Annotated in this window: 17 protein-coding genes and 3 tRNA genes; 1 reads left to right on the top strand and 19 read right to left on the bottom strand. The window is 58.6% G+C overall.

Annotation, left to right across the window (positions count from 1 at the left end):
- Window positions 1-37 precede the first annotated feature (37 nt).
- From HBN68_RS13570 to leuC, 19 genes are all read right to left on the bottom strand, one after another.
- Window positions 38-114, bottom strand: a tRNA-Asp gene (locus HBN68_RS13570).
- A 101-nt stretch (window positions 115-215) separates the two neighbouring features.
- Window positions 216-292: transfer RNA gene (locus HBN68_RS13565), tRNA-Asp, on the bottom strand.
- A gap of 55 nt (window positions 293-347) precedes the next feature.
- Window positions 348-423: transfer RNA gene (locus HBN68_RS13560), tRNA-Val, on the bottom strand.
- A 143-nt stretch (window positions 424-566) separates the two neighbouring features.
- Complete coding sequence (locus tag HBN68_RS13555; RefSeq protein ID WP_094994922.1) at window positions 567-1,346, bottom strand: SDR family oxidoreductase; 780 nt, start codon at window positions 1,344-1,346, stop codon at window positions 567-569.
- Window positions 1,343-2,554, bottom strand: coding sequence for an O-succinylhomoserine sulfhydrylase (locus HBN68_RS13550; protein ID WP_094994921.1), 1,212 nt, complete (start codon window positions 2,552-2,554; stop codon window positions 1,343-1,345). Before HBN68_RS13550 ends, HBN68_RS13555 begins: the two co-directional genes overlap by 4 nt.
- A gap of 95 nt (window positions 2,555-2,649) precedes the next feature.
- On the bottom strand, window positions 2,650-4,155 hold the full coding sequence (gene purF / locus HBN68_RS13545) for an amidophosphoribosyltransferase (RefSeq protein WP_047275550.1): 1,506 nt from the start codon (window positions 4,153-4,155) through the stop codon (window positions 2,650-2,652).
- Window positions 4,156-4,196: 41 nt separating this feature from the next.
- On the bottom strand, window positions 4,197-4,754 hold the full coding sequence (locus HBN68_RS13540; RefSeq protein ID WP_047275552.1) for a CvpA family protein: 558 nt from the start codon (window positions 4,752-4,754) through the stop codon (window positions 4,197-4,199).
- Between the two features lie 106 nt (window positions 4,755-4,860).
- Window positions 4,861-5,490: an SPOR domain-containing protein gene (locus HBN68_RS13535; protein WP_094994920.1), complete on the bottom strand. Its 630-nt coding sequence runs from the start codon at window positions 5,488-5,490 to the stop codon at window positions 4,861-4,863.
- On the bottom strand, window positions 5,474-6,781 hold the full coding sequence (folC, locus tag HBN68_RS13530; RefSeq protein ID WP_169964724.1) for a bifunctional tetrahydrofolate synthase/dihydrofolate synthase: 1,308 nt from the start codon (window positions 6,779-6,781) through the stop codon (window positions 5,474-5,476). The genes HBN68_RS13535 and folC overlap by 17 nt, the downstream gene beginning before the upstream one ends.
- Window positions 6,778-7,698, bottom strand: a complete 921-nt coding sequence (gene accD / locus HBN68_RS13525) for an acetyl-CoA carboxylase, carboxyltransferase subunit beta (RefSeq protein WP_047275558.1) — start codon at window positions 7,696-7,698, stop codon at window positions 6,778-6,780. The genes folC and accD overlap by 4 nt, the downstream gene beginning before the upstream one ends.
- A gap of 272 nt (window positions 7,699-7,970) precedes the next feature.
- A complete protein-coding gene (locus tag HBN68_RS13520) occupies window positions 7,971-8,594 on the bottom strand; it encodes a phosphoribosylanthranilate isomerase (protein WP_169964722.1) in 624 nt (207 codons plus the stop codon).
- Between the two features lie 63 nt (window positions 8,595-8,657).
- Window positions 8,658-9,482: a tRNA pseudouridine(38-40) synthase TruA gene (gene truA, locus HBN68_RS13515; protein ID WP_169964936.1), complete on the bottom strand. Its 825-nt coding sequence runs from the start codon at window positions 9,480-9,482 to the stop codon at window positions 8,658-8,660.
- 195 nt (window positions 9,483-9,677) lie between these two features.
- Window positions 9,678-12,299, bottom strand: a complete 2,622-nt coding sequence (locus tag HBN68_RS13510; RefSeq protein WP_169964719.1) for a FimV family protein — start codon at window positions 12,297-12,299, stop codon at window positions 9,678-9,680.
- Between the two features lie 187 nt (window positions 12,300-12,486).
- Complete coding sequence (locus tag HBN68_RS13505; RefSeq protein WP_094994915.1) at window positions 12,487-13,497, bottom strand: aspartate-semialdehyde dehydrogenase; 1,011 nt, start codon at window positions 13,495-13,497, stop codon at window positions 12,487-12,489.
- 153 nt (window positions 13,498-13,650) lie between these two features.
- A complete protein-coding gene (asd, locus tag HBN68_RS13500; protein ID WP_094994914.1) occupies window positions 13,651-14,763 on the bottom strand; it encodes an aspartate-semialdehyde dehydrogenase in 1,113 nt (370 codons plus the stop codon).
- 68 nt (window positions 14,764-14,831) lie between these two features.
- On the bottom strand, window positions 14,832-15,914 hold the full coding sequence (gene leuB / locus HBN68_RS13495) for a 3-isopropylmalate dehydrogenase (RefSeq protein ID WP_169964717.1): 1,083 nt from the start codon (window positions 15,912-15,914) through the stop codon (window positions 14,832-14,834).
- Window positions 15,915-15,982: 68 nt separating this feature from the next.
- Window positions 15,983-16,750 carry a class I SAM-dependent methyltransferase gene (locus tag HBN68_RS13490; RefSeq protein WP_169964715.1) on the bottom strand — a complete coding sequence of 256 codons (768 nt, stop codon included), beginning with the start codon at window positions 16,748-16,750 and terminating at the stop codon, window positions 15,983-15,985.
- Between the two features lie 63 nt (window positions 16,751-16,813).
- The gene (leuD, locus tag HBN68_RS13485; protein ID WP_094994911.1) at window positions 16,814-17,455 is read right to left on the bottom strand and encodes a 3-isopropylmalate dehydratase small subunit; all 642 of its coding nucleotides are present in this window, start codon (window positions 17,453-17,455) and stop codon (window positions 16,814-16,816) included.
- 10 nt (window positions 17,456-17,465) lie between these two features.
- Window positions 17,466-18,884, bottom strand: a complete 1,419-nt coding sequence (gene leuC / locus HBN68_RS13480) for a 3-isopropylmalate dehydratase large subunit (RefSeq protein ID WP_094994910.1) — start codon at window positions 18,882-18,884, stop codon at window positions 17,466-17,468.
- 130 nt (window positions 18,885-19,014) lie between these two features.
- Between leuC and HBN68_RS13475 the strand changes: the two genes are divergently transcribed.
- Window positions 19,015-19,911 carry a LysR family transcriptional regulator gene (locus HBN68_RS13475; RefSeq protein WP_094994909.1) on the top strand — a complete coding sequence of 299 codons (897 nt, stop codon included), beginning with the start codon at window positions 19,015-19,017 and terminating at the stop codon, window positions 19,909-19,911.
- The last annotated feature ends 28 nt before the right edge of the window (window positions 19,912-19,939 follow it).

Below are 19,939 nucleotides of genomic sequence, written 5' to 3'. Positions count from 1 at the left end.
TGTAGCTTCTGAGAGTTCAAGGGCTCAGAAGCAGATATGGCGCAGCGGACGGGACTCGAACCCGCGACCCCCGGCGTGACAGGCCGGTATTCTAACCGACTGAACTACCGCTGCGTATCGCTCGGACTTGCGTCCGTTTGAAACTTTGAAATCGTTGATTGAACAGCTTCGGTGCTTTTCAATCGCAAGTCAGGCTGGCCTGACTTGTACAAATATGGCGCAGCGGACGGGACTCGAACCCGCGACCCCCGGCGTGACAGGCCGGTATTCTAACCGACTGAACTACCGCTGCGCGTCGGTTGGTGTCCTTTTCAGAACGCCTTTTCTCTTTCGAGAAACTCAAGAAGTGGTGGGTGATGACGGGATCGAACCGCCGACCCTCTGCTTGTAAGGCAGATGCTCTCCCAGCTGAGCTAATCACCCTTTGCTTCGTTGAGGCCGCGAAATTTACGCACCTATCGAAGCTAAGTCAAGGACAAGATTGAACTTTTTTTTAAAAAAGCAAAAATCGATAATCCCTGACTATTGCCCTAGCACTTATCGAATCCTTTTAAACCAGAAGGTGTTCACGCGTCGTACACCATTTTTTTACTCATGCCGCCATCGACCACAAACTCCTGCCCCGTTACGAACCCGGCATTGCGCGACAACAGCCAGGCCACCATCGAGGCCACGTCTTCCACCGTACCAACCCTGCCAGCGGGATGCTGCGAATGATCGTTATCGGCCAGCGGCTCGGCACGGCGCACTGAAGGATCCCGTGCATCGATCCAGCCCGGACTCACTGCATTGACCCGGATCTCTGGCCCAAGGCTAATGGCCAAGGCATGTGTCAACGCCAGCAAGCCACCTTTACTCGCGACATACGCCTCGGTATCCGGTTCGGACTGGCGGGCACGCGTGGAGGCCAGATTGACGATAGCGCCGCAGTGCGCCCGCAGATACGGTGCGCAATGCTTGGCCAGCAGCATCGGCCCGGTCAGGTTGACCGCCAGTACGCGGTTCCAGTGTTCAAGGTCGAGGCTTTCAAGGGTCATGTTGTGCGGATCAGCGATGGCGGCGTTGCACACCAACGCATCCAGACGCCCGAACTGCCCCAATACCTGCGCCACGCACTGAATAACATCCGACTCCTGTGCCACGTCCATCGCCACAAACCAGGCGTTTTCGCCCAGCACCTTGGCCACTCTGGAGCCACGCGTGCGGTCAATGTCCGTGAGCACCACCTGCCAGCCTTCGCTGACCAGCCAGGCGGCAATCCCAAGGCCAATGCCCCGCGCAGCACCGGTAACCAGTGCCACACGTCCGTTTGCGCTAGCCGATGTTTCGAGAATCAGGTCCGTCACAGTGCCGCAAGACCTCGTGCCAGATCCGCCTGCAGATCAGCGACATCCTCCAGGCCCACCGCGATCCGGATCAGGCTGTCGCGGATACCGGCCGCTTCACGCTCCTGGGGTGCCAGACGACCGTGGGACGTGGTGGCGGGATGTGTGATGGTGGTTTTGCTGTCACCCAGGTTGGCGGTAATGGAAATCAGGCGGGTCGCGTCGATAAAGCGCCAGGCACCCTCCTTGCCTCCACGGACCTCAAAGCTGACCACAGCACCAAAACCGCGCTGCTGACGCTGGGCCAGAGCATGCTGCGGATGGCTCTTGAGACCGGCGTAATGCACGTGCTCGATGCCGTCCTGCTGCTCCAGCCACTCGGCCAGGGCCAATGCGCTGGCGCAGTGGGCACGCATGCGCAGGTTGAGTGTTTCCAACCCCTTGAGGAAGATCCAGGCATTGAACGGGCTTAATGTCGGCCCCGCTGTGCGCAGGAAACCCACCACTTCTTTCATCTGTTCGCGGCGACCGGCAACCACCCCGCCCATGCAGCGGCCCTGCCCGTCAATAAACTTGGTGGCCGAATGCACTACGATGTCGGCCCCCAATTTGAGCGGCTGCTGCAACGCTGGCGTGCAGAAACAGTTGTCCACCACCAGCATCGCACCCTTGGCATGGGCCACTTCGGCGAGCGCGGCGATGTCAACCAGCTCGGCCAGCGGGTTGGAGGGGGATTCGACAAACAGCAATTTAGTGTTCGGTTTGATAGCGGCATCCCAGCCCGACACCTCGGCCAGAGGCACGTAGTCGACTTGCACGCCAAAACGCTTGAAATACTTTTCGAACAGGCTGATGGTCGACCCGAATACGCTGCGCGAGACCAGAATATGGTCGCCTGCGCTGCACAGGCTCATGACCACTGACAGGATCGCCGCCATGCCAGTGGCCGTGGCAACGGCCTGCTCGGCACCTTCGAGTGCAGCGATGCGCTCTTCAAAGGCGCGCACCGTGGGGTTGGTGTAACGCGAATAGACGTTGCCGGCTGCCTCGCCCGAGAACCGCGCAGCCGCATCGGCTGCGGTGCGGAACACGTAGCTCGAGGTCAGGAACATGGCGTCACCGTGCTCGCCCTCAGGCGTACGGTGCTGACCAGCACGTACGGCCAAGGTGTCGAACGCTACGCCCTCGAGGTCGCTGTCCAGCCGACCGGCATCCCAATCCTGACTCATGCTGCCCACTCCTTGCTGTAAAGACTGCTTTGTATTGGCTACTGTGCGTATCGGAAAAATGCAAACCGGCCCTTGGGGGCCGGTTCGGTAAAGCGCTAGTTGTTGTAGATGCCGATGGTGGCACCCACCCCCTGCGCAATCACCTTGGAGGCATCATTGCGCGCACGCTCGATGCGGTCCAGGTAGTTATCATCGATGTCACCCGTCACGTACTTGCCATCGAACACAGCGCAATCGAATTTCTCGATTTTGATCTTGCCACCGCCCACGGCATCGATCAGGTCTGGCAAGTCCTGATAGATCAGCCAGTCTGCGCCGATCAGATCAGCGACATCCTGGGTGGTGCGATTGTGCGCGATCAGTTCGTGAGCGCTCGGCATGTCGATGCCATACACGTTCGGGTAGCGTACTGCCGGTGCGGCCGAGCAGAAATAAACGTTCTTGGCGCCCGCTTCGCGCGCCATTTGAATGATCTGCTTGCAGGTCGTCCCGCGCACGATCGAGTCATCAACCAGCATCACGTTCTTGCCACGGAACTCAAGCTCGATGGCATTGAGCTTCTGGCGCACGGATTTTTTGCGTGCAGCCTGGCCCGGCATGATGAAGGTACGGCCGATGTAGCGGTTTTTGACGAAGCCTTCGCGAAATTTGACGCCCAAGTGGTTGGCCAACTCCAGAGCCGCCGTTCGGCTGGTGTCCGGGATCGGGATAACCACGTCAATGTCGTGCTCAGGACGCTCGCGCAAGATCTTGTCGGCCAGCTTTTCACCCATGCGCAGACGGGCTTTGTACACCGAAACGCCGTCGATGATGGAATCCGGACGCGCCAGGTAAACGTGTTCAAAGATACACGGCGTCAATTGCGGGTTGGCCGCGCATTGGCGGGTGTGCAGCTTGCCATCTTCTGTGATGTAAACCGCTTCGCCGGGCGCCAGGTCGCGAATCAGGGTGAAGCCCAGTACATCCAGCGAAACGCTTTCAGAGGCGATCATGTATTCAACGCCTTCGTCAGTGTGACGCTGACCGAATACGATCGGGCGAATGCCATTAGGGTCGCGGAAGCCGACGATGCCGTAGCCGGTCAGCATCGCAACCACTGCATAACCACCACGGCAACGGTTGTGCACGTCTGTGACGGCAGCAAACACGTCTTCTTCGGTCGGCTGCAGCTTGCCGCGCTGGGCCAGCTCGTGCGCGAACACGTTCAGCAGTACTTCCGAATCGGAGTTGGTGTTGACGTGGCGCAAATCAGATTCGTAAATCTCCTTGGCCAGTTGTTCAACGTTGGTCAGGTTGCCGTTATGCGCCAGGGTGATGCCATAAGGCGAGTTCACGTAAAACGGCTGAGCTTCAGCTGAAGTCGAGCTACCAGCAGTCGGGTAGCGAACGTGGCCAATGCCTACGTTCCCGACCAGACGCTGCATGTGACGCTGATGAAACACATCACGTACCAGCCCGTTATCCTTGCGCAGAAATAACCGGCCGTTATGGCTGGTTACAATACCGGCAGCATCCTGGCCGCGGTGCTGGAGGACGGTTAGCGCGTCATACAGCGCCTGATTGACGTTCGACTTACCGACGATACCGACGATGCCACACATGCGACGCAACCCCTACTTTATGGATCTGAACTGAACACCGCTCACTTGGGCTGGGTAGCCGGCAAGAGATGTTCCTTGAACGGAATATCAGCGGGTACGCTGATACCGCTGGCGAGCCACTGACTGCTCAACCCCAAAATGAGATTTTTCGACCAGTCGGCAACCAATAGAAATTGTGGCAAAAGCCGAGACTCTTGCCACCACGAGTCCTGCTGTACCGGCCCCAGACTTAATAGCCCGACTGCCACGACCACCAGCAACGCGCCACGCGCGGCGCCGAAGGCCATGCCAAGGAATCGATCGGTCCCGGACAACCCGGTGACGCGAATCAGTTCGCCGATAAGGAAATTGATCATTGCGCCGACCAGCAAGGTGGCGACAAACATGATGGTGCACCCGGCGATGACACGGGCGGAAGGTGTTTCGATGTAGGCAGAGAGATATTCCGACAGGGAACCACCGAACATCCAGGCGACGACACCAGCAATGATCCAGGTGCACAGCGACAATGCCTCTTTGACGAAGCCACGCTTCAAACTGATCAGTGCAGAAATGGCAATCGTTGCAACGATTGCCCAGTCAACCCAGGTAAATGGCACGGTGCAGCCTACAGACAGATAAGGCGGCGCATTTTAGCAGAGCACCGCCTCACAGGTAAGGCGATTTAAACGCGCATTGCGTATCAGATTGAACCTTTTTTCAGTCTCAGCCACGTTCAGGCTGAAAGCGAACCACAAAACCCTTGAGATTTTGCTGTTTGCCCAACAAATCGCGCAGACGGTCAGCTTCCGCACGCTCCAGCAAAGGCCCTACAAAAACACGATTCATCCCGCCAGAGGTACGAACATAAGCGTTATAACCTTGATTACGAAGGGTTTTTTGCAGGTTATCGGCACTTGCACGATTGGACAGACTGACCAATTGCACTGACCAACTGATCGGCAAACCATTGTCATCGACACGTTTTTGCGTGGTATCGAGCTTGGCCGGCGCCTGCGCAACTGTTTGTGCAGGCGTAATGGCAGGCGGTTTAGGTGCAACGGCAGGCTTGGAAACCACCGGCGGCGCGACAACAGCTTCAGGCTCGGGCGCAGCAACCACAGCCTGCTCGACCGGGGCAGGCTCTTCGGGAATGACTTGCGGCTCGGGCACGGCAACCGGCTCAACCTGAACGCGCGGCAGCACGGGTACTTGAGGCGCCGTGGGGGCATCGACCTGAATCTGACGCTGCTCATCCTGACGCGAAAACAGCATCGGCAAGAAAATCACCGCCAATGCCACCAGCACCAGCGCGCCAACCATGCGCTGCTTGTACGCCTTATCCAGCAAAGCCATTTGCAGCCTCCTCCGTGGCGCGCCGCTCCAGCCATTCAAGGGCTTCGGCGACACAATAGAATGACCCGAACAACAGAATTTCATCAGCGGCCGTGGCCCGCTCGCACTGGGCTTCCAGCGCCGCCATCACACTGCCGTGCTCCGAAACAGATGCGCCCTGACGTTGCAGAACAGCACCCACTTCAGCAGCAGGACGAGTACGCGGGGTGTCTAGCGGTGCAACAGCCCAATGCTCGACCGGCACCGTAAACTGTGCCACTACCCCGTCCAGATCCTTATCTGCCAGCAAACCAAAGACAGCCAGGCGTTTGCCTGCAACCGGGCGCTGTGCCAGGCGCTGAACCAGATACTGCGCAGCATGCGGGTTATGGCCTACATCCAGAAGCAGGCTCAAGGTTTTACCGTGCCACGTGAACGAGCGACGATCAAGTCGGCCGGTCACACGGGTAGCCTTCAGCGCCCGGGCAATGGATTCCGGCTGCCAAGGCAAGCCACTGAGCGCGTAGCCTTGCACGGCCAGCGCCGCGTTTTCCATAGGCAAGTCAAGCAGGGGCAGATCGCGCAGTTCGATAACGCGTCCTTCCGCGCTCAGTCCCCGCCAATGCCAGACCTGTTCGGTGGTAGCCAGATCGAAGTCACGACCACGAATAAAGAGCGGGCAATCCAACGCGCGGGCTTTATCGAGCAACGTCTGAGGCGGATTCAAGTCACCACACAAGGCTGGCTTGCCTGGACGGAAAATGCCGGCCTTTTCGAACGCGACAGACTCTCGGGTATTGCCCAGGTATTCCACATGATCAACACCAATGCTGGTGACCAACGCCAGATCGGCATCCACCAGATTGACGGTATCAAGCCGACCGCCCAGCCCGACTTCCAGAATCACTGCATCGAGCCCGGCCCGCTGAAACAGCCAGAAAGCAGCCAGCGTTCCGACTTCAAAGTAAGTCAGGGAAATTTCGCCACGGCCCGCTTCGACCGCAGCAAAGGCTTCGCACAACTGTTCGTCTGTTGCTTCAACGCCATCGATTTGCACGCGCTCGTTGTAACGCAACAAATGTGGGGAGCTATACACCCCTACTTTCAGGCCTTGCGCTTGCAGCAACGATGCTACAAACGCACAGGTAGAACCTTTGCCATTAGTGCCAGTGACCGTCACCACCCGAGGCGCAGGCTTGCCCAGCCCCATGCGGCCCGCTACTTCACGCGAGCGCTCCAGGCCCATGTCGATGGCCGATGGATGCAACTGCTCAAGGTAGGCGAGCCACTGGCCAAGGGTGCGCCGGGTCATAGGTTTGCCGGGGCCGGCGGTACAACAATGGCTTCAACAGGAGGCGCCACGTACACCGGAGTCGGCAGGCCCATCATCTGCGCCAGCAGGCTGCCCAGACGCGGACGCAGTTCCTGACGGGATACGATCAGGTCGATTGCGCCGTGCTCCAGCAGGAATTCACTGCGCTGGAAACCTTCCGGGAGTTTTTCACGTACGGTCTGCTCGATCACACGCGGACCAGCAAAACCGATCAACGCTTTGGGCTCTGCAACGATCACATCGCCCAACATCGCCAGACTGGCCGAAACACCGCCGTAGACCGGATCCGTCAATACGGAGATGAACGGGATGCCCTCTTCACGCAGACGTGCCAGCACCGCGGAAGTCTTGGCCATTTGCATCAAGGAAATCAGGGCTTCCTGCATGCGCGCGCCCCCCGAAGCTGCGAAACAGATCATGGGGCAGCGGTTTTCCAGCGCATGGTTGGCGGCACGAACAAAACGCTCGCCAACGATGGCACCCATCGAGCCACCCATAAACGAGAATTCAAAGGCGGACACTACGACCGGCATGCCCAACAGGGTACCGCTCATGGAAATCAACGCGTCTTTCTCGCCAGTCTGCTTTTGCGCACCGACCAGACGATCCTTGTACTTCTTGCTGTCGCGGAACTTCAGGCGGTCAACCGGCTCCAGGTCGGCACCCAGCTCAACACGGCCGTCGGCATCCAGAAAAATGTCAATGCGGGCACGCGCGCCAATGCGCATGTGGTGGTTGCACTTCGGACAAACGTCCAGGGTCTTTTCCAGCTCAGGGCGATAAAGCACTGCGTCGCAGGACGGGCATTTGTGCCACAGGCCTTCAGGTACCGAACTCTTCTTGACCTCGGAACGCATGATCGAAGGAATCAGTTTGTCTACCAACCAGTTGCTCATGCTTTTTTTCTCCAGTACCGGGGCGGCTTGAACATCGGGTTCAAGCCCCGTGTATGCCCTTGAGCTAAATTCATTAGGTGTGTGGCGATGATTGCATTCACCTGCGGTCAGCACAGGGCTAACCGGCATCTCCTTGCAACCCTCAGCCTTCCCGACAACACGCACCAGAGCGGTTGCCACTTTAATTTCTGCCCGTCCAACAACCGGGCCCGCACGCTTTACTGCGGCGGTAATGATGGACGGTGGCAGACTGCCAACCGTCACATCATGCGTCAGTTTGTTCCACGAACCGCCTGCATGAAGGCCTGTATCTTGTTGTGATCCTTGATGCCCTTGCTTTTTTCTACACCGCCACTCACGTCCACGGCATAAGGACGAACCTGACGAATGGCGTCTGCCACATTATTGGCATTCAATCCGCCAGCCAGAATGATCGGCTTGCTCAAGTCCCGAGGTATCAAAGACCAGTCAAAGACCTCGCCGGTTCCCCCCGGCACCCCTTCAACGTAGGCATCCAGCAAAATACCGCTGGCGCTGCCATACATCGCGCACGCCTGCGCAATGTCATCGCCCGCCTTTACGCGAAGCGCTTTTATATAAGGACGGTGAAAGCCTTGGCACTGCCCTGGGGTTTCGTCACCGTGAAACTGCAGCAAATCCAGCGGTACAGCGTCGAGGGTTTCGTTCAGCTCGCACGCACTGGCATTGACAAAAAGACCGACCGTGGTCACGAAAGGAGGCAGTGCCGCAATAATGGTGCGGGCTTGCTGAGCGCTGACGGCGCGCGGACTTTTGGCATAAAAGACAAAGCCAAGCGCATCAGCGCCGGACTCTACAGCAGCCAGCGCATCATCTATGCAGGTAATACCGCAGATCTTGCTGCGAACGGCTGACATGTCGGCTCCACCTCTGGATTGATGCGTGAAAGTGGCGGATGGTAACAAAAGCGTGAGCGGGCGTCAGCCGGCCAGTTCGCTAAAACCGGTCAGGAAATGCGGACCGATATACCTGTCAGGTAACTGGAACTCATCGTGATACTCCACCTGCACCAGATACAAGCCATACGGGTGCGCCGTGACACCGCCCAAGCGACGTTGACGGCTTTCGAGCACTTCCTTGATCCACTCGACCGGCCGCTCGCCGGCACCAATGGTCATCAGCACCCCCGCGATATTGCGCACCATGTGGTGCAGAAACGCACTGGCACGGATATCCAGCACGATCATCTGCCCATGACGGGTAACGCGCAGGTGATGCATTTCTTTGATCGGTGATTTGGCCTGGCATTGACCGGCGCGAAAAGCGCTGAAGTCATGCACCCCCAGCAAGTAATGAGCCGCCTCGGCCATGCGCTCGACATCCAGTGGGCGATGGTTCCAGGTCACTTCCTGGTTCAAATGTGCCGGGCGAATCTGATCGTTATAAATGACATAGCGATAGCGCCGTGCAATGGCTTTGAACCTTGCATGAAAATGCGCGGGCATGACTTTGGCCCAACTAACACTGATGTCATGGGGCAAATTGATATTGGCCCCCATCACCCACGCCTTCAGCGAGCGCTCAGCCTGCGTGTCAAAGTGCACCACTTGCCCGCAGGCATGCACACCGGCATCGGTACGCCCGGCGCACAACAATGAAACCGGGGATGCGGCGACTTTCGACAGCGCGTCTTCAAGGGTCTCCTGAACGGTCAGCACACCGTTGGCCTGACGCTGCCAGCCGCTGTACCGCGAACCTTTGTATTCAACACCCAACGCGATGCGGGAAAAACCTTCGGCAGCCATTTCAGCGGCTGCGTTATCTAAATTTGCCAAGGACTTACAGCCTGCTCATGTACGCAAAGGCGGGCATTATAAGGCGCACGCGCCAAGACGCCATGAAACAAATACGCCGCGCCGATGATTAAACGCGCTGACGCCCGCCTCGCAAAAACGACAACGGCAGCCATCCTGGCTGCCGTCGGCATTACACGCGTGCGATCACACCAGACGGGACAACATCTCATTGGCCTCGGCCAACTGCTCGGGATTACCTTCGCCCAGCACTTCAGTCAGGATGTCGCGCGCGCCCTCCGCGTCGCCCATATCGATATACGCTTGCGCAAGATCAAGTTTGGTCGCAGTTTCATCGGTCCCGGACAGGAAGTCAAACTCGGGCTCTTCATCCTGCTCGACCGCATCGTCTGCGGCAAATTTGCTTGTATCGACAAACGGCTCGGCAATTGGCGGATGCTCCAGGCTCTGCGACAGACGCTCTAGCTCGGCATTGACTTCATCCAGCTCCACCGCAAAGCTGTCAGGCGCGACCGGTACTTCTTCATCAGCCAACGACAGATCGAAGTCCGCAGGCAGGTCCAGATCATCGACGCCATTAATGTCGAACAACGGCGGCTCGGCATCAGACAACCCCTTGAGCTCGCCTTCCAGACCCAACAGATCCTCATCGGCCAATGTTGGGGCCGAGAGATCATCGTCCGGCAGGTCTAAATCGAAGTCAGAAAGATCTTCCTGGGCGGCCTGGGCCTCAGCCTGCTGAGCCAGCACCGCCTCAAAGCTCAATTCATCATCGGCAGGCGTCGCAGCTTGAGCCTGCGAGCTCACACCCGGAGCAACCACCGATGGCGATGCAGCCTCCAGATCGTCCAGACTCAGGTCGAAATCCTCATCGAATGCCTCGCTGACAGGCTCAGCGGGAACTGGTGCCTCTTCAACGGGCTCTTCCTGAAGCATGTCCTTGACGAATTGGGCATCCAGCTCGGGAGCGAGGGCGGCCGAGGCAATACCCGCAGCCGCGACAGCGGCCATGGCCGGATAGCGCGCTTTGAGTTGTTCGACTTCAGCGTGGTTTTTGCCATTGGCGATCAACTGACGCTCCTGCGCAACAAACGCATCACGCGCGCCCAGTTCACCGTAAACCTGCATCAGTTTCAGACGCAAATCGCTGCGCTGCGGCGCCTGCTCAATGGCAGACGTGAGCAGCTCTTGCGCCTCATTGAACTGGCGGCGAGTAATGAGGTGTTCAGCTTCGTCCAGCACATCGCTATCGGGCTTGGACTGTGTTGCCGCAGCCACAACTGCTGCCGCTGCGACAGTGGCTGCCGCAACCGCAGGAGCAGCGGATTCGACAACCGGTGCAGGTGCAGGTGCAGGTGCAGGTGCAGGTGCAGGTGCAGGTGCAGGTGCCAGCTTGACGCTTGGAGGCGGAACTTCAAGGCCTTCAAAGCTGCTTTCCGGCATGTCCAGATCAGCAGTGAAATCCGACTCTTCCTCAAGCGCACGCGCCATGCGCAGGTGTTTTTCTGCGGCCTGTTGCGCTTTGCGGCGACGCGCCAGCAGCAACATCAGCAGTAACAACAGGAGCACGGCCCCACCACCCACCAGGCCCAGCAACAGCGGACTGGCAAGCAAGTCCTGAATACTGCGCTCCTGGGTTTGGGCATCATCCACCGGCGCCGGGGGAACGGCAGTGGCCGGTGTACCCTCAGTGGCCGGTGGAATATCAGCTTCGGGGGCATCGGCTGCCTGAGCCGCCAATTGCGCCGGTATCGCCGCAGCAGGATCAATGCCCGGCGCAGTGTCTGCCTGAAGTTTGGCCAACTGATCGTTTTTCAGCTCAATCAAACGCTGCAGTTTGTCCAGCTGGCTTTGCAGGTCCTGCATCCGGCTTTTCAGCTCGGCATTCTCTCGGCGGCTGGCATCCAGCCCTTCCTGAGTCATCGCCAGCTTGTCGCTCAGTTGCTTGACATCACCTGCCGCGCCCTTGCCTGCACCTTTGGCCGCCTGCCCGGAGACCAGGCTCAAGTTATCGCCAGCGGCCTCTTTGGGGGTTGCCAGTGCCGGGGCTTTACGGCCTGTTGCATCCAGCTGCTGGGCCAGCGGCACAGTACGACGCCCGTTGCGCCAGTCAGCGTTCTGCGACGCGACTTCAGCCACTGCCTTGGCATGGGGCAATTGAGTGCTTTGCGACGCATCCGGCAAGCGCAGTACCTGACCGGTTTTCAAGCGATTGATGTTGCCATTGATAAACGCATCGGGATTGAGCGCCTGAATCGCCAGCATGGTTTGCTGAACGGATCCCTCCGTGCGCGCCTTCGCGGCAATTTCCCAAAGGGTGTCACGGGCACTGGTTGTGTATTGCGCCGGGCTGCCAGCAGGGGCAGCCGTCGGGGTGGCTGCGGCAGCCGCCGCTGTTTGCGGCGAAAATTTGGCCGGGTCAAGCAATACGCTGTAATCGCGCAGCAAGCGACCGTTGGGCCACATGACCTGCACCAGAAATTTGACGAAGGGTTCTGACAGCGGCTGACTGGACGTCACACGCAACACGCTTTTGCCCTCCGGATTGATGACCGGGGTAAAGCGCAAATCATCCAGAAAGGCAGGGCGTTGTACGCCCGCTTTAGTAAATTCTTCAGTGGGTGCCAGGCTGGGGACCACTTCAGCAGCGGTCAAATCCTTGACATCCAGCAACTCGATTTCAGCCAGCAGCGGCTGGTTCTGCGTCGACTTCAGCGTCAGCTCCCCGAGCCCAAGCGCCTGTGCCATGCCTGATGACAGCGCCGAAGCGGCGGCGATTGCTAACACTAATTTGCGAACTTGAACCATAGCCTCTTCCTTATTGGTACAGACCCCGTCCCACGGGATCTGTATAGCTGCTGCCTGAAGACCTCACCCGGATTACACCGTTACCGGGGTGGTTCTCCCATTACGCCTTGCGAGCCCTGACAGCAACTGAACTGCAACGATTGGCCGTCTGGCTAGAATCATGCTGCAAATTGACGCCAAGTATCTTTTACAGCAGACCTTTTATCAACAACTCGGCCACCTGCACGGCGTTCAAGGCTGCGCCTTTTCGTACGTTATCTGACGTCAACCACAAATTAAGTTCAGAAGTATCGTCAACTCCGTGACGCACACGGCCTACATACACAACGTCCTGACCGACCGCATCCCCCACAGCTGTAGGATAGTCGCCCGCCTCAACCCGTTCGATACTATCGGCCGCATCGAGCAATGCATTAACCGCGTCCAGGTCCGCAGGGCCTGCCAATTGCACCGAAACACTGAAGCTGTCGCCAAAAAACACCGGCGCCTGAACACAGGTTACCGACACCTTGAGCCCGGGCATGCCCAACACATCACGCAGCTCACTGACCAGACGTCTTTCAAGTGGCACATGGCCCTGGGCATCAGGTTTACCGACCTGCGCCAGCAAATTAAATGCCATTTGCCGGTCAAAAAAGGTTGATTCCAGAGGACGCAAATTAAGCAGCTCAGCCGTCTGACGTGCCAGCTCGGACACCGCTTCACGGCCTTGGGCCGAGACCGCCAGGCATGCAGTGACACTCACCCGCTGGATGTCCAGTAGCCCACGCAAAGGGGCCAGCACCACCGCCAGCGCAGTCGCGGAAGCGCTTGGGCTGCTGATTTGTACGGGTTTGGGCAAATCCTCCAGCGTCTGCGCATTGGCTTCTGGTACGACCTGGGGCGCCTGGGCCGACGGCAAGGCGCCTGACAGGTCGATCACGGCACAGCCCGCCGCACTGGCTTTGGCGGCGTAACTTAACGTCACCGCTGGCCCGGCCGCGAAAAACACCATGCGCACCTTACTGAAATCAAACGCGTCGACTTCACGCACCCGCACGTTCTTGCCCCGGTAGGGCACCGAGCTTCCGGCGGACTCCAGACTGGCCAGTAAATGCAGCTCACCGACAGGAAAATCCCGCTCTTCAAGAATTTGCACAATGGTTTCGCCGACAGTGCCGGTGGCGCCGACGACGGCGATATCAAAGGACTGGTTCATGGATCTACCTCAGGCGAAACAGTGGGAGCGGCACTGTACCGGGCGTAACCCCGCCAGGCAACGCACAGCACGCTGCATGGACTGTTCACATCCTGGGCACAATAAAAAACCCGCCACTCTTGCAAGGGGCGGGTCTGGAGTCACCGGCGCGGATTAACGCTCCAGCAAAATCCGCAGCATGCGACGCAGCGGTTCGGCCGCGCCCCACAACAACTGGTCACCCACGGTGAAGGCGCCGAGGAACTGCGACCCCATGTTGAGTTTGCGCAGACGGCCGACCGGCACGTTCAGGGTACCGGTGACTTTTGTCGGACTCAGCTCTTGCATGCTGATCTCACGCTGATTGGGCACCAGCTTGACCCAAGGGTTGTGCTGGCTGATCAGGCCCTCAATGTCGGCAATCGGCACATCTTTGTTCAGCTTGATGGTCAACGCCTGGCTGTGACAGCGCATGGCGCCGATACGCACGCAAATGCCATCAACCGGAATCGGGTTTTTGAAACGCCCCAGAATCTTGTTGGTTTCGGCTTGCGCCTTCCATTCTTCACGGCTCTGGCCGTTAGGCAGTTCTTTGTCGATCCACGGGATCAGGCTGCCTGCCAGCGGCACACCAAAGTTCTCGGTCGGGTAGGCATCGCTGCGCATGGCTTGCGCCACTTTGCGATCGATATCGAGAATGGCGCTGGCCGGGTTGGCCAGTTCATCGGCGACAGCGGCGTGGGTCGCACCCATTTGCTTGATCAACTCGCGCATGTTCTGCGCGCCGGCACCGGATGCCGCCTGATAGGTCATGGCGCTCATCCATTCCACCAGACCGGCCTCGAACAGACCGCCAAGCCCCATCAGCATCAAGCTCACGGTGCAGTTGCCGCCCACGTAGTTTTTGGTGCCTGCATCGAGCTGCTGGTCAATCACCTTGCGGTTGACCGGATCCAGAATAATCACCGCGTCATCCTGCATGCGCAGGCTCGATGCCGCATCGATCCAGTAACCTTGCCAGCCCGCCTCACGCAGCTTCGGGAACACCTCATTGGTGTAGTCGCCGCCCTGGCAGGTCAGGATCACATCGAGGGTTTTCAACTCTTCAATGTTGTAGGCATCCTTGAGCGGAGCAATATCCTTGCCCACGGACGGCCCTTGTCCACCGACATTGGAGGTGGTGAAAAACACCGGCTCAATAAGATCGAAATCCTGCTCTTCCAGCATCCGCTGCATGAGCACGGAACCGACCATACCGCGCCAACCGACCAGACCTACACGTTTCATCGCAACTACACCTTTAACAAAAAGTGGGGTCGTTACTTCCACCAACAGGAAGTAACGGGCCCGAGAGATTACAGATTCTGCAGCGCGGCGACTACTGCATCGCCCATTTCCTGTGTACCGACCTTGGTACACCCCGCCGACCAGATATCACCCGTACGCAAACCTTGATCCAGAACCAGGCTTACAGCCCGCTCGATGGCGTCGGCCGCCGCCTGCTGATTGAAGCTGTAACGCAACATCATCGAGACGGACAAAATCGTGGCCAGCGGGTTGGCAATGCCCTGCCCCGCGATGTCCGGCGCAGAGCCGTGGCACGGCTCGTACATACCCTTGTTGTTGGCATCCAGGGAGGCCGAAGGCAGCATGCCGATGGAACCGGTGAGCATCGATGCCTCGTCGGAAAGGATGTCGCCGAACAGGTTATCGGTGACGATCACGTCGAACTGCTTGGGCGCGCGCACCAGTTGCATCGCGGCATTGTCGACGTACATGTGGCTCAATTCGACGTCCGGGTAATCCTTGGCCACGTGCTCAACGACTTCGCGCCACAGCTGGCTGGACGCCAGTACGTTGGCCTTGTCGACCGAACACAGTTTTTTGCCACGCACACGGGCCATGTCGAAACCGACTCGCGCAATACGGCGAATTTCGCTTTCGCTGTAGGGCAGCGTGTCGTAAGCCTGACGCTCGCCATTTTCAAGTTCGCGGGTGCCACGTGGCGCGCCAAAATAAATGCCACCGGTCAATTCACGGACGATCAGGATGTCGAGGCCCGCAACGATTTCCGGCTTGAGGCTCGACGCGTCTGCCAGTTGCGGATAAAGGATCGCAGGACGCAAGTTGCCAAACAGGCCCAATTGCGCACGGATTTTCAGCAACCCGCGCTCAGGACGAATATCGCGCTCAATGGTGTCCCATTTCGGACCACCCACCGCACCCAACAGTACAGCGTCCGCCGCGCGGGCGCGGTCCAGGGTTTCATCGGCCAACGGCACACCATGCTTGTCAATGGCCGCGCCGCCGATCACGTCATGGGTCAGCTCAAAGCCGAGCTGAAACTTGTCGTTGGCCAACTCCAGCACCTTGACCGCCTGAGCCATGATTTCTGGACCAATGCCGTCACCTGGAAGAATCAGAATCTGCTTGCTCATGGGTTCCTCTTTCTTGTCTGTCGATGCCCCCGCAGGCGCATCTGGAAAATTTTATCGTGTGGCCGTGTTTACTTTTCACACCACAGCACCAGCACATCGGTACTGAACGAGCCGTCGCTTTCAATTTCGAAATACTCACGCACCTCGGCGCCCATGGACTGTTGCAACACGCTAATGGCATGCATGAGGGTGTCCGGCGTGCGCATGCGGGCAATCCAGGAGCCGAACTCTAATCGCAAACGCTGACGCTGCGTACTGCGCGTGTGCAGCCCCGCCTGGCTGATCTGCTCAAGCCACTCGCCGGCAGCGTAATCGCGCACATGGCTGGTGTCGCGCAACACTTCAACCGTTTGCAAATACGTGTCAAGCAGAGGGCTGCCCGGCGACATCACGTCAATGAATGCAGCGACACCGCCGGGTTTGAGTACCCGCCGCACTTCTCGCAAGGCCTGACCGAGGTCGCTCCAGTGATGGGCCGAATAACGGCTCAGCACGTAATCGAACTCGCCGTCGGCAAAGGGCAAGCGTTCAGCGGCACCACACACGGTGCGGATATTCGGCAAATCGCGCTCAAGAGCAGCGCGGCTCACCACATCTAGCATCTGCTGCGACAGGTCGTAAGCGACCACCTCCCCGACCAGCGCCGCAACATGAAAACTGACGTGTCCGGCCCCGCAACCAAGGTCCAGCACCCGCGCCGCAGGTTTGCCAGTCAACTCAGCCTGCAGCAGCGCAAACTCGGCGCCCTGGGCGTGAACAGCGCTGTTCAGGTAGGCCGACGCTTGCTCACCGAACTGTTTCTGTACAACTTGACTGTGCTGAGCGGTGCGGGTCATAGGAGCATCCTTCAGGTCATGGGCCTGAAGTCGCCGACAAAGGCGGCGACTTCAAACAGTGAGTCAGTCGCGAAACAGCCACGGCTGGCTGGCGCGATGCGTGCTCTCAAACGCAGCAATGGCATCGCCATCCTGCAAGGTCAAACCGATGTCATCCAGGCCGTTGAGCAGGCAGTGCTTGCGGAACGCATCGATTTCAAAACTCAGTACCTTGCCGTCCGGGCGGGTCACCGTCTGCGCCTCAAGGTCGATCTTGAGTTGATAACCCGGCGTTGCTTCAACCTGAGCAAACAGTTCGTCAACCTCGGCGTCGCTCAGGATGATGGGCAACAAGCCGTTCTTGAAGCTGTTATTGAAGAAAATGTCGGCATAACTCGGCGCAATGATGCTACGAAAGCCATATTCTTCCAGCGCCCAGGGCGCGTGCTCACGGCTTGAGCCACAGCCAAAGTTTTCTCGCGCCAACAACACGCTCGCCCCCTGGTAGCGCTGGGCATTGAGCACGAAATCTTTGTTCAGCGGGCGCTTGGTGTTGTCCTGATACGGCTGGCCCACGTCCAGATAACGCCACTCATCAAACAGATTCGGGCCGAACCCCGTGCGCTTGATGGATTTCAAAAACTGCTTGGGAATGATCTGATCCGTGTCCACGTTGGCACGGTCCAGAGGCGCGACAAGACCGGTATGCTGGGTAAAAGCTTTCATGCTGCGCTCCTTAAATCAATTCGCGGACGTCGATGAAACGACCGTTTACCGCCGCGGCAGCGGCCATCGCCGGGCTCACCAGATGGGTGCGGCCACCAGCGCCCTGACGTCCTTCGAAGTTGCGGTTGGAGGTCGAAGCGCAATGCTCGCCCGACTCAAGGCGGTCAGGGTTCATCGCCAGACACATCGAGCACCCCGGCTCACGCCACTCAAAACCCGCCTCCAGGAAAATTTTATCGAGCCCTTCCGCTTCCGCTTGAGCCTTCACCAGGCCCGAGCCCGGCACGACAATCGCCTGCTTGATGGTCGAGGCCACCTTGCGGCCTTTGGCGATCACGGCTGCCGCACGCAAGTCTTCAATACGTGAGTTGGTGCACGAACCGATGAACACACGGTCCAGCTGGATATCCGTGATGGCCTGGTTGGCGTTCAACCCCATGTATTTCAACGCGCGCTCTATTGAACCGCGCTTGACCAGATCGGCTTCCTGCGCCGGATCGGGCACGTTCTGATCCACAGCCAACACCATTTCCGGCGAGGTGCCCCAGCTGACCTGCGGCTTGATCTGAGTCGCATCCAGCTCAACCACCGTGTCGAAGGCCGCGTCGGCATCAGACACCAATGCTTTCCAGGCTTCAACAGCCAGGTCCCACTCAGCGCCTTTGGGGGCGAACGGGCGGCCCTTGACGTATTCGACTGTCTTCTCATCGGCCGCCACCAGACCGACGCGGGCGCCCGCCTCAATGGCCATGTTGCAAATGGTCATACGGCCTTCAACGGACAAGTCGCGAATCGCGCTCCCGGCGAACTCAATGGCGTGGCCATTGCCACCGGCCGTGCCGATCTTGCCGATGACCGCAAGGACGATGTCCTTGGCCGTCACCCCAAATGGCAAGGGGCCTTCAACCCGCACCAACATGTTCTTCATCTTTTTGGCAACGAGGCACTGGGTGGCCAATACGTGCTCAACCTCGGACGTACCGATGCCATGCGCCAAGGCGCCGAACGCGCCATGGGTCGAGGTGTGCGAGTCGCCGCAGACCACGGTCATACCCGGCAATGTGGCGCCCTGCTCAGGGCCGATCACGTGAACGATGCCCTGACGCACGTCGTTCATCTTGAATTCGGTGATGCCGTACTCGTCGCAGTTGTCATCAAGGGTTTGCACTTGCAGACGGGAGACTTGATCGGCAATCGCTTCGATCCCGCCCTTGCGTTCCGGCGTGGTCGGTACGTTGTGGTCCGGGGTCGCGATATTGGCATCGATACGCCAAGGCTTGCGCCCTGCCAGACGCAAGCCTTCGAACGCTTGCGGCGAGGTCACTTCATGAATGATGTGACGGTCGATATAGATCAGCGCCGAACCGTCGTCGCGCTGCTTTACCAAATGCGAATCCCAGAGCTTGTCGTAGAGCGTTTTGCCGGCCATCACACGGTTCCTCATCAGCTACTTTCTGTGCCAATAACCACTTGGCTTGTGAGGCCGATCCTATGGCGTTAAAGTTAATAACTCAAATTCATAATTTTCATAGTTTGGATAACCAAAGGGAATTCGAAACATGGACCTCGCAAATCTCAATGCTTTTATTGCGATTGCAGAAACCGGCAGCTTTTCAGGTGCCGCCGAACGGTTGTTCCTGACCCAGCCGGCGATCAGCAAGCGCATTGCCAGCATTGAGCAACAACTCAAGCTCAGGCTGTTCGACCGACTGGGCCGCGAAGTCAGCCTGACCGAAGCCGGGCGTGCCCTCCTGCCTCGCGCCTATCAGATTCTTAACGTGCTGGACGACACCCGGCGCGCGCTGAACAACCTCAACGGAGAAGTCAGCGGCCGCCTGACTCTGGCTACCAGCCACCATATTGGCCTACACCGTTTGCCGCCCCTTCTGCGTGAATTCACCCGCACTTACCCCAAGGTCGCGCTGGATATTCAGTTTCTCGATTCAGAAGTGGCCTACGAAGAAATCCTGCATGGCCGCGCCGAACTGGCGGTTATTACGCTCGCGCCCGAACCGCATTCACTGATACGCGCTGTACCGGTCTGGGATGACCCCCTGGATTTTGTGGTTGCGCCTGAGCACTCGCTCACCCACAAGGGGCCGATTAGCCTGGCAGATATCGCCCACCACCCGGCGGTGTTTCCAGGCGGTAACACCTTTACCCACCACATCGTGCAGCGCCTGTTCGAGGCGCAAGGGTTGACCCCCAATATCGCCATGAGCACCAACTACCTGGAAACCATCAAAATGATGGTGTCCATCGGGTTGGCCTGGAGCGTATTGCCGCGCACCATGCTCGACGAACAAGTGGCATCTATCCGCTTGCCGGGCATACAGCTGACACGCCAGCTAGGCTATATCGTACATACCGAACGAACATTGTCGAATGCCGCACACGCCTTCATGACACTGCTGGATGGCCAGGTCGATACGCGGCACACTGCGCCGCACGCCTGAGCGCACTGTGGTTTTCTCTGTTCAAGGA

Origin of the sequence: Pseudomonas sp. WS 5078 (genome assembly GCF_012985745.1) — a bacterium.
In the GTDB taxonomy this organism is placed as follows: Bacteria; Pseudomonadota; Gammaproteobacteria; order Pseudomonadales; family Pseudomonadaceae; genus Aquipseudomonas; species Aquipseudomonas lundensis_A.
Note: the sequence above shows the minus strand (reverse complement) of the source record. Positions and strands in the feature narration are given on the sequence as shown.

What these genes read in the sequence shown, in the direction of transcription:
- leuB (WP_169964717.1), bottom strand. Translation starts at nt 15,914, where the DNA reads ATGAGCAAGCAGATTCTGATTCTTCCAGGTGACGGCATTGGTCCAGAA.
- HBN68_RS13505 (WP_094994915.1), bottom strand. Translation starts at nt 13,497, where the DNA reads ATGAACCAGTCCTTTGATATCGCCGTCGTCGGCGCCACCGGCACTGTC.
- HBN68_RS13475 (WP_094994909.1), top strand. Translation starts at nt 19,015, where the DNA reads ATGGACCTCGCAAATCTCAATGCTTTTATTGCGATTGCAGAAACCGGC.
- HBN68_RS13520 (WP_169964722.1), bottom strand. Translation starts at nt 8,594, where the DNA reads ATGTCAGCCGTTCGCAGCAAGATCTGCGGTATTACCTGCATAGATGAT.
- truA (WP_169964936.1), bottom strand. Translation starts at nt 9,482, where the DNA reads ATGGCTGCCGAAGGTTTTTCCCGCATCGCGTTGGGTGTTGAATACAAA.
- leuC (WP_094994910.1), bottom strand. Translation starts at nt 18,884, where the DNA reads ATGGCCGGCAAAACGCTCTACGACAAGCTCTGGGATTCGCATTTGGTA.
- folC (WP_169964724.1), bottom strand. Translation starts at nt 6,781, where the DNA reads ATGACCCGGCGCACCCTTGGCCAGTGGCTCGCCTACCTTGAGCAGTTG.
- HBN68_RS13550 (WP_094994921.1), bottom strand. Translation starts at nt 2,554, where the DNA reads ATGAGTCAGGATTGGGATGCCGGTCGGCTGGACAGCGACCTCGAGGGC.
- accD (WP_047275558.1), bottom strand. Translation starts at nt 7,698, where the DNA reads ATGAGCAACTGGTTGGTAGACAAACTGATTCCTTCGATCATGCGTTCC.
- HBN68_RS13535 (WP_094994920.1), bottom strand. Translation starts at nt 5,490, where the DNA reads ATGGCTTTGCTGGATAAGGCGTACAAGCAGCGCATGGTTGGCGCGCTG.
- purF (WP_047275550.1), bottom strand. Translation starts at nt 4,155, where the DNA reads ATGTGTGGCATCGTCGGTATCGTCGGTAAGTCGAACGTCAATCAGGCG.
- asd (WP_094994914.1), bottom strand. Translation starts at nt 14,763, where the DNA reads ATGAAACGTGTAGGTCTGGTCGGTTGGCGCGGTATGGTCGGTTCCGTG.
- leuD (WP_094994911.1), bottom strand. Translation starts at nt 17,455, where the DNA reads ATGAAAGCTTTTACCCAGCATACCGGTCTTGTCGCGCCTCTGGACCGT.
- HBN68_RS13490 (WP_169964715.1), bottom strand. Translation starts at nt 16,750, where the DNA reads ATGACCCGCACCGCTCAGCACAGTCAAGTTGTACAGAAACAGTTCGGT.
- HBN68_RS13510 (WP_169964719.1), bottom strand. Translation starts at nt 12,299, where the DNA reads ATGGTTCAAGTTCGCAAATTAGTGTTAGCAATCGCCGCCGCTTCGGCG.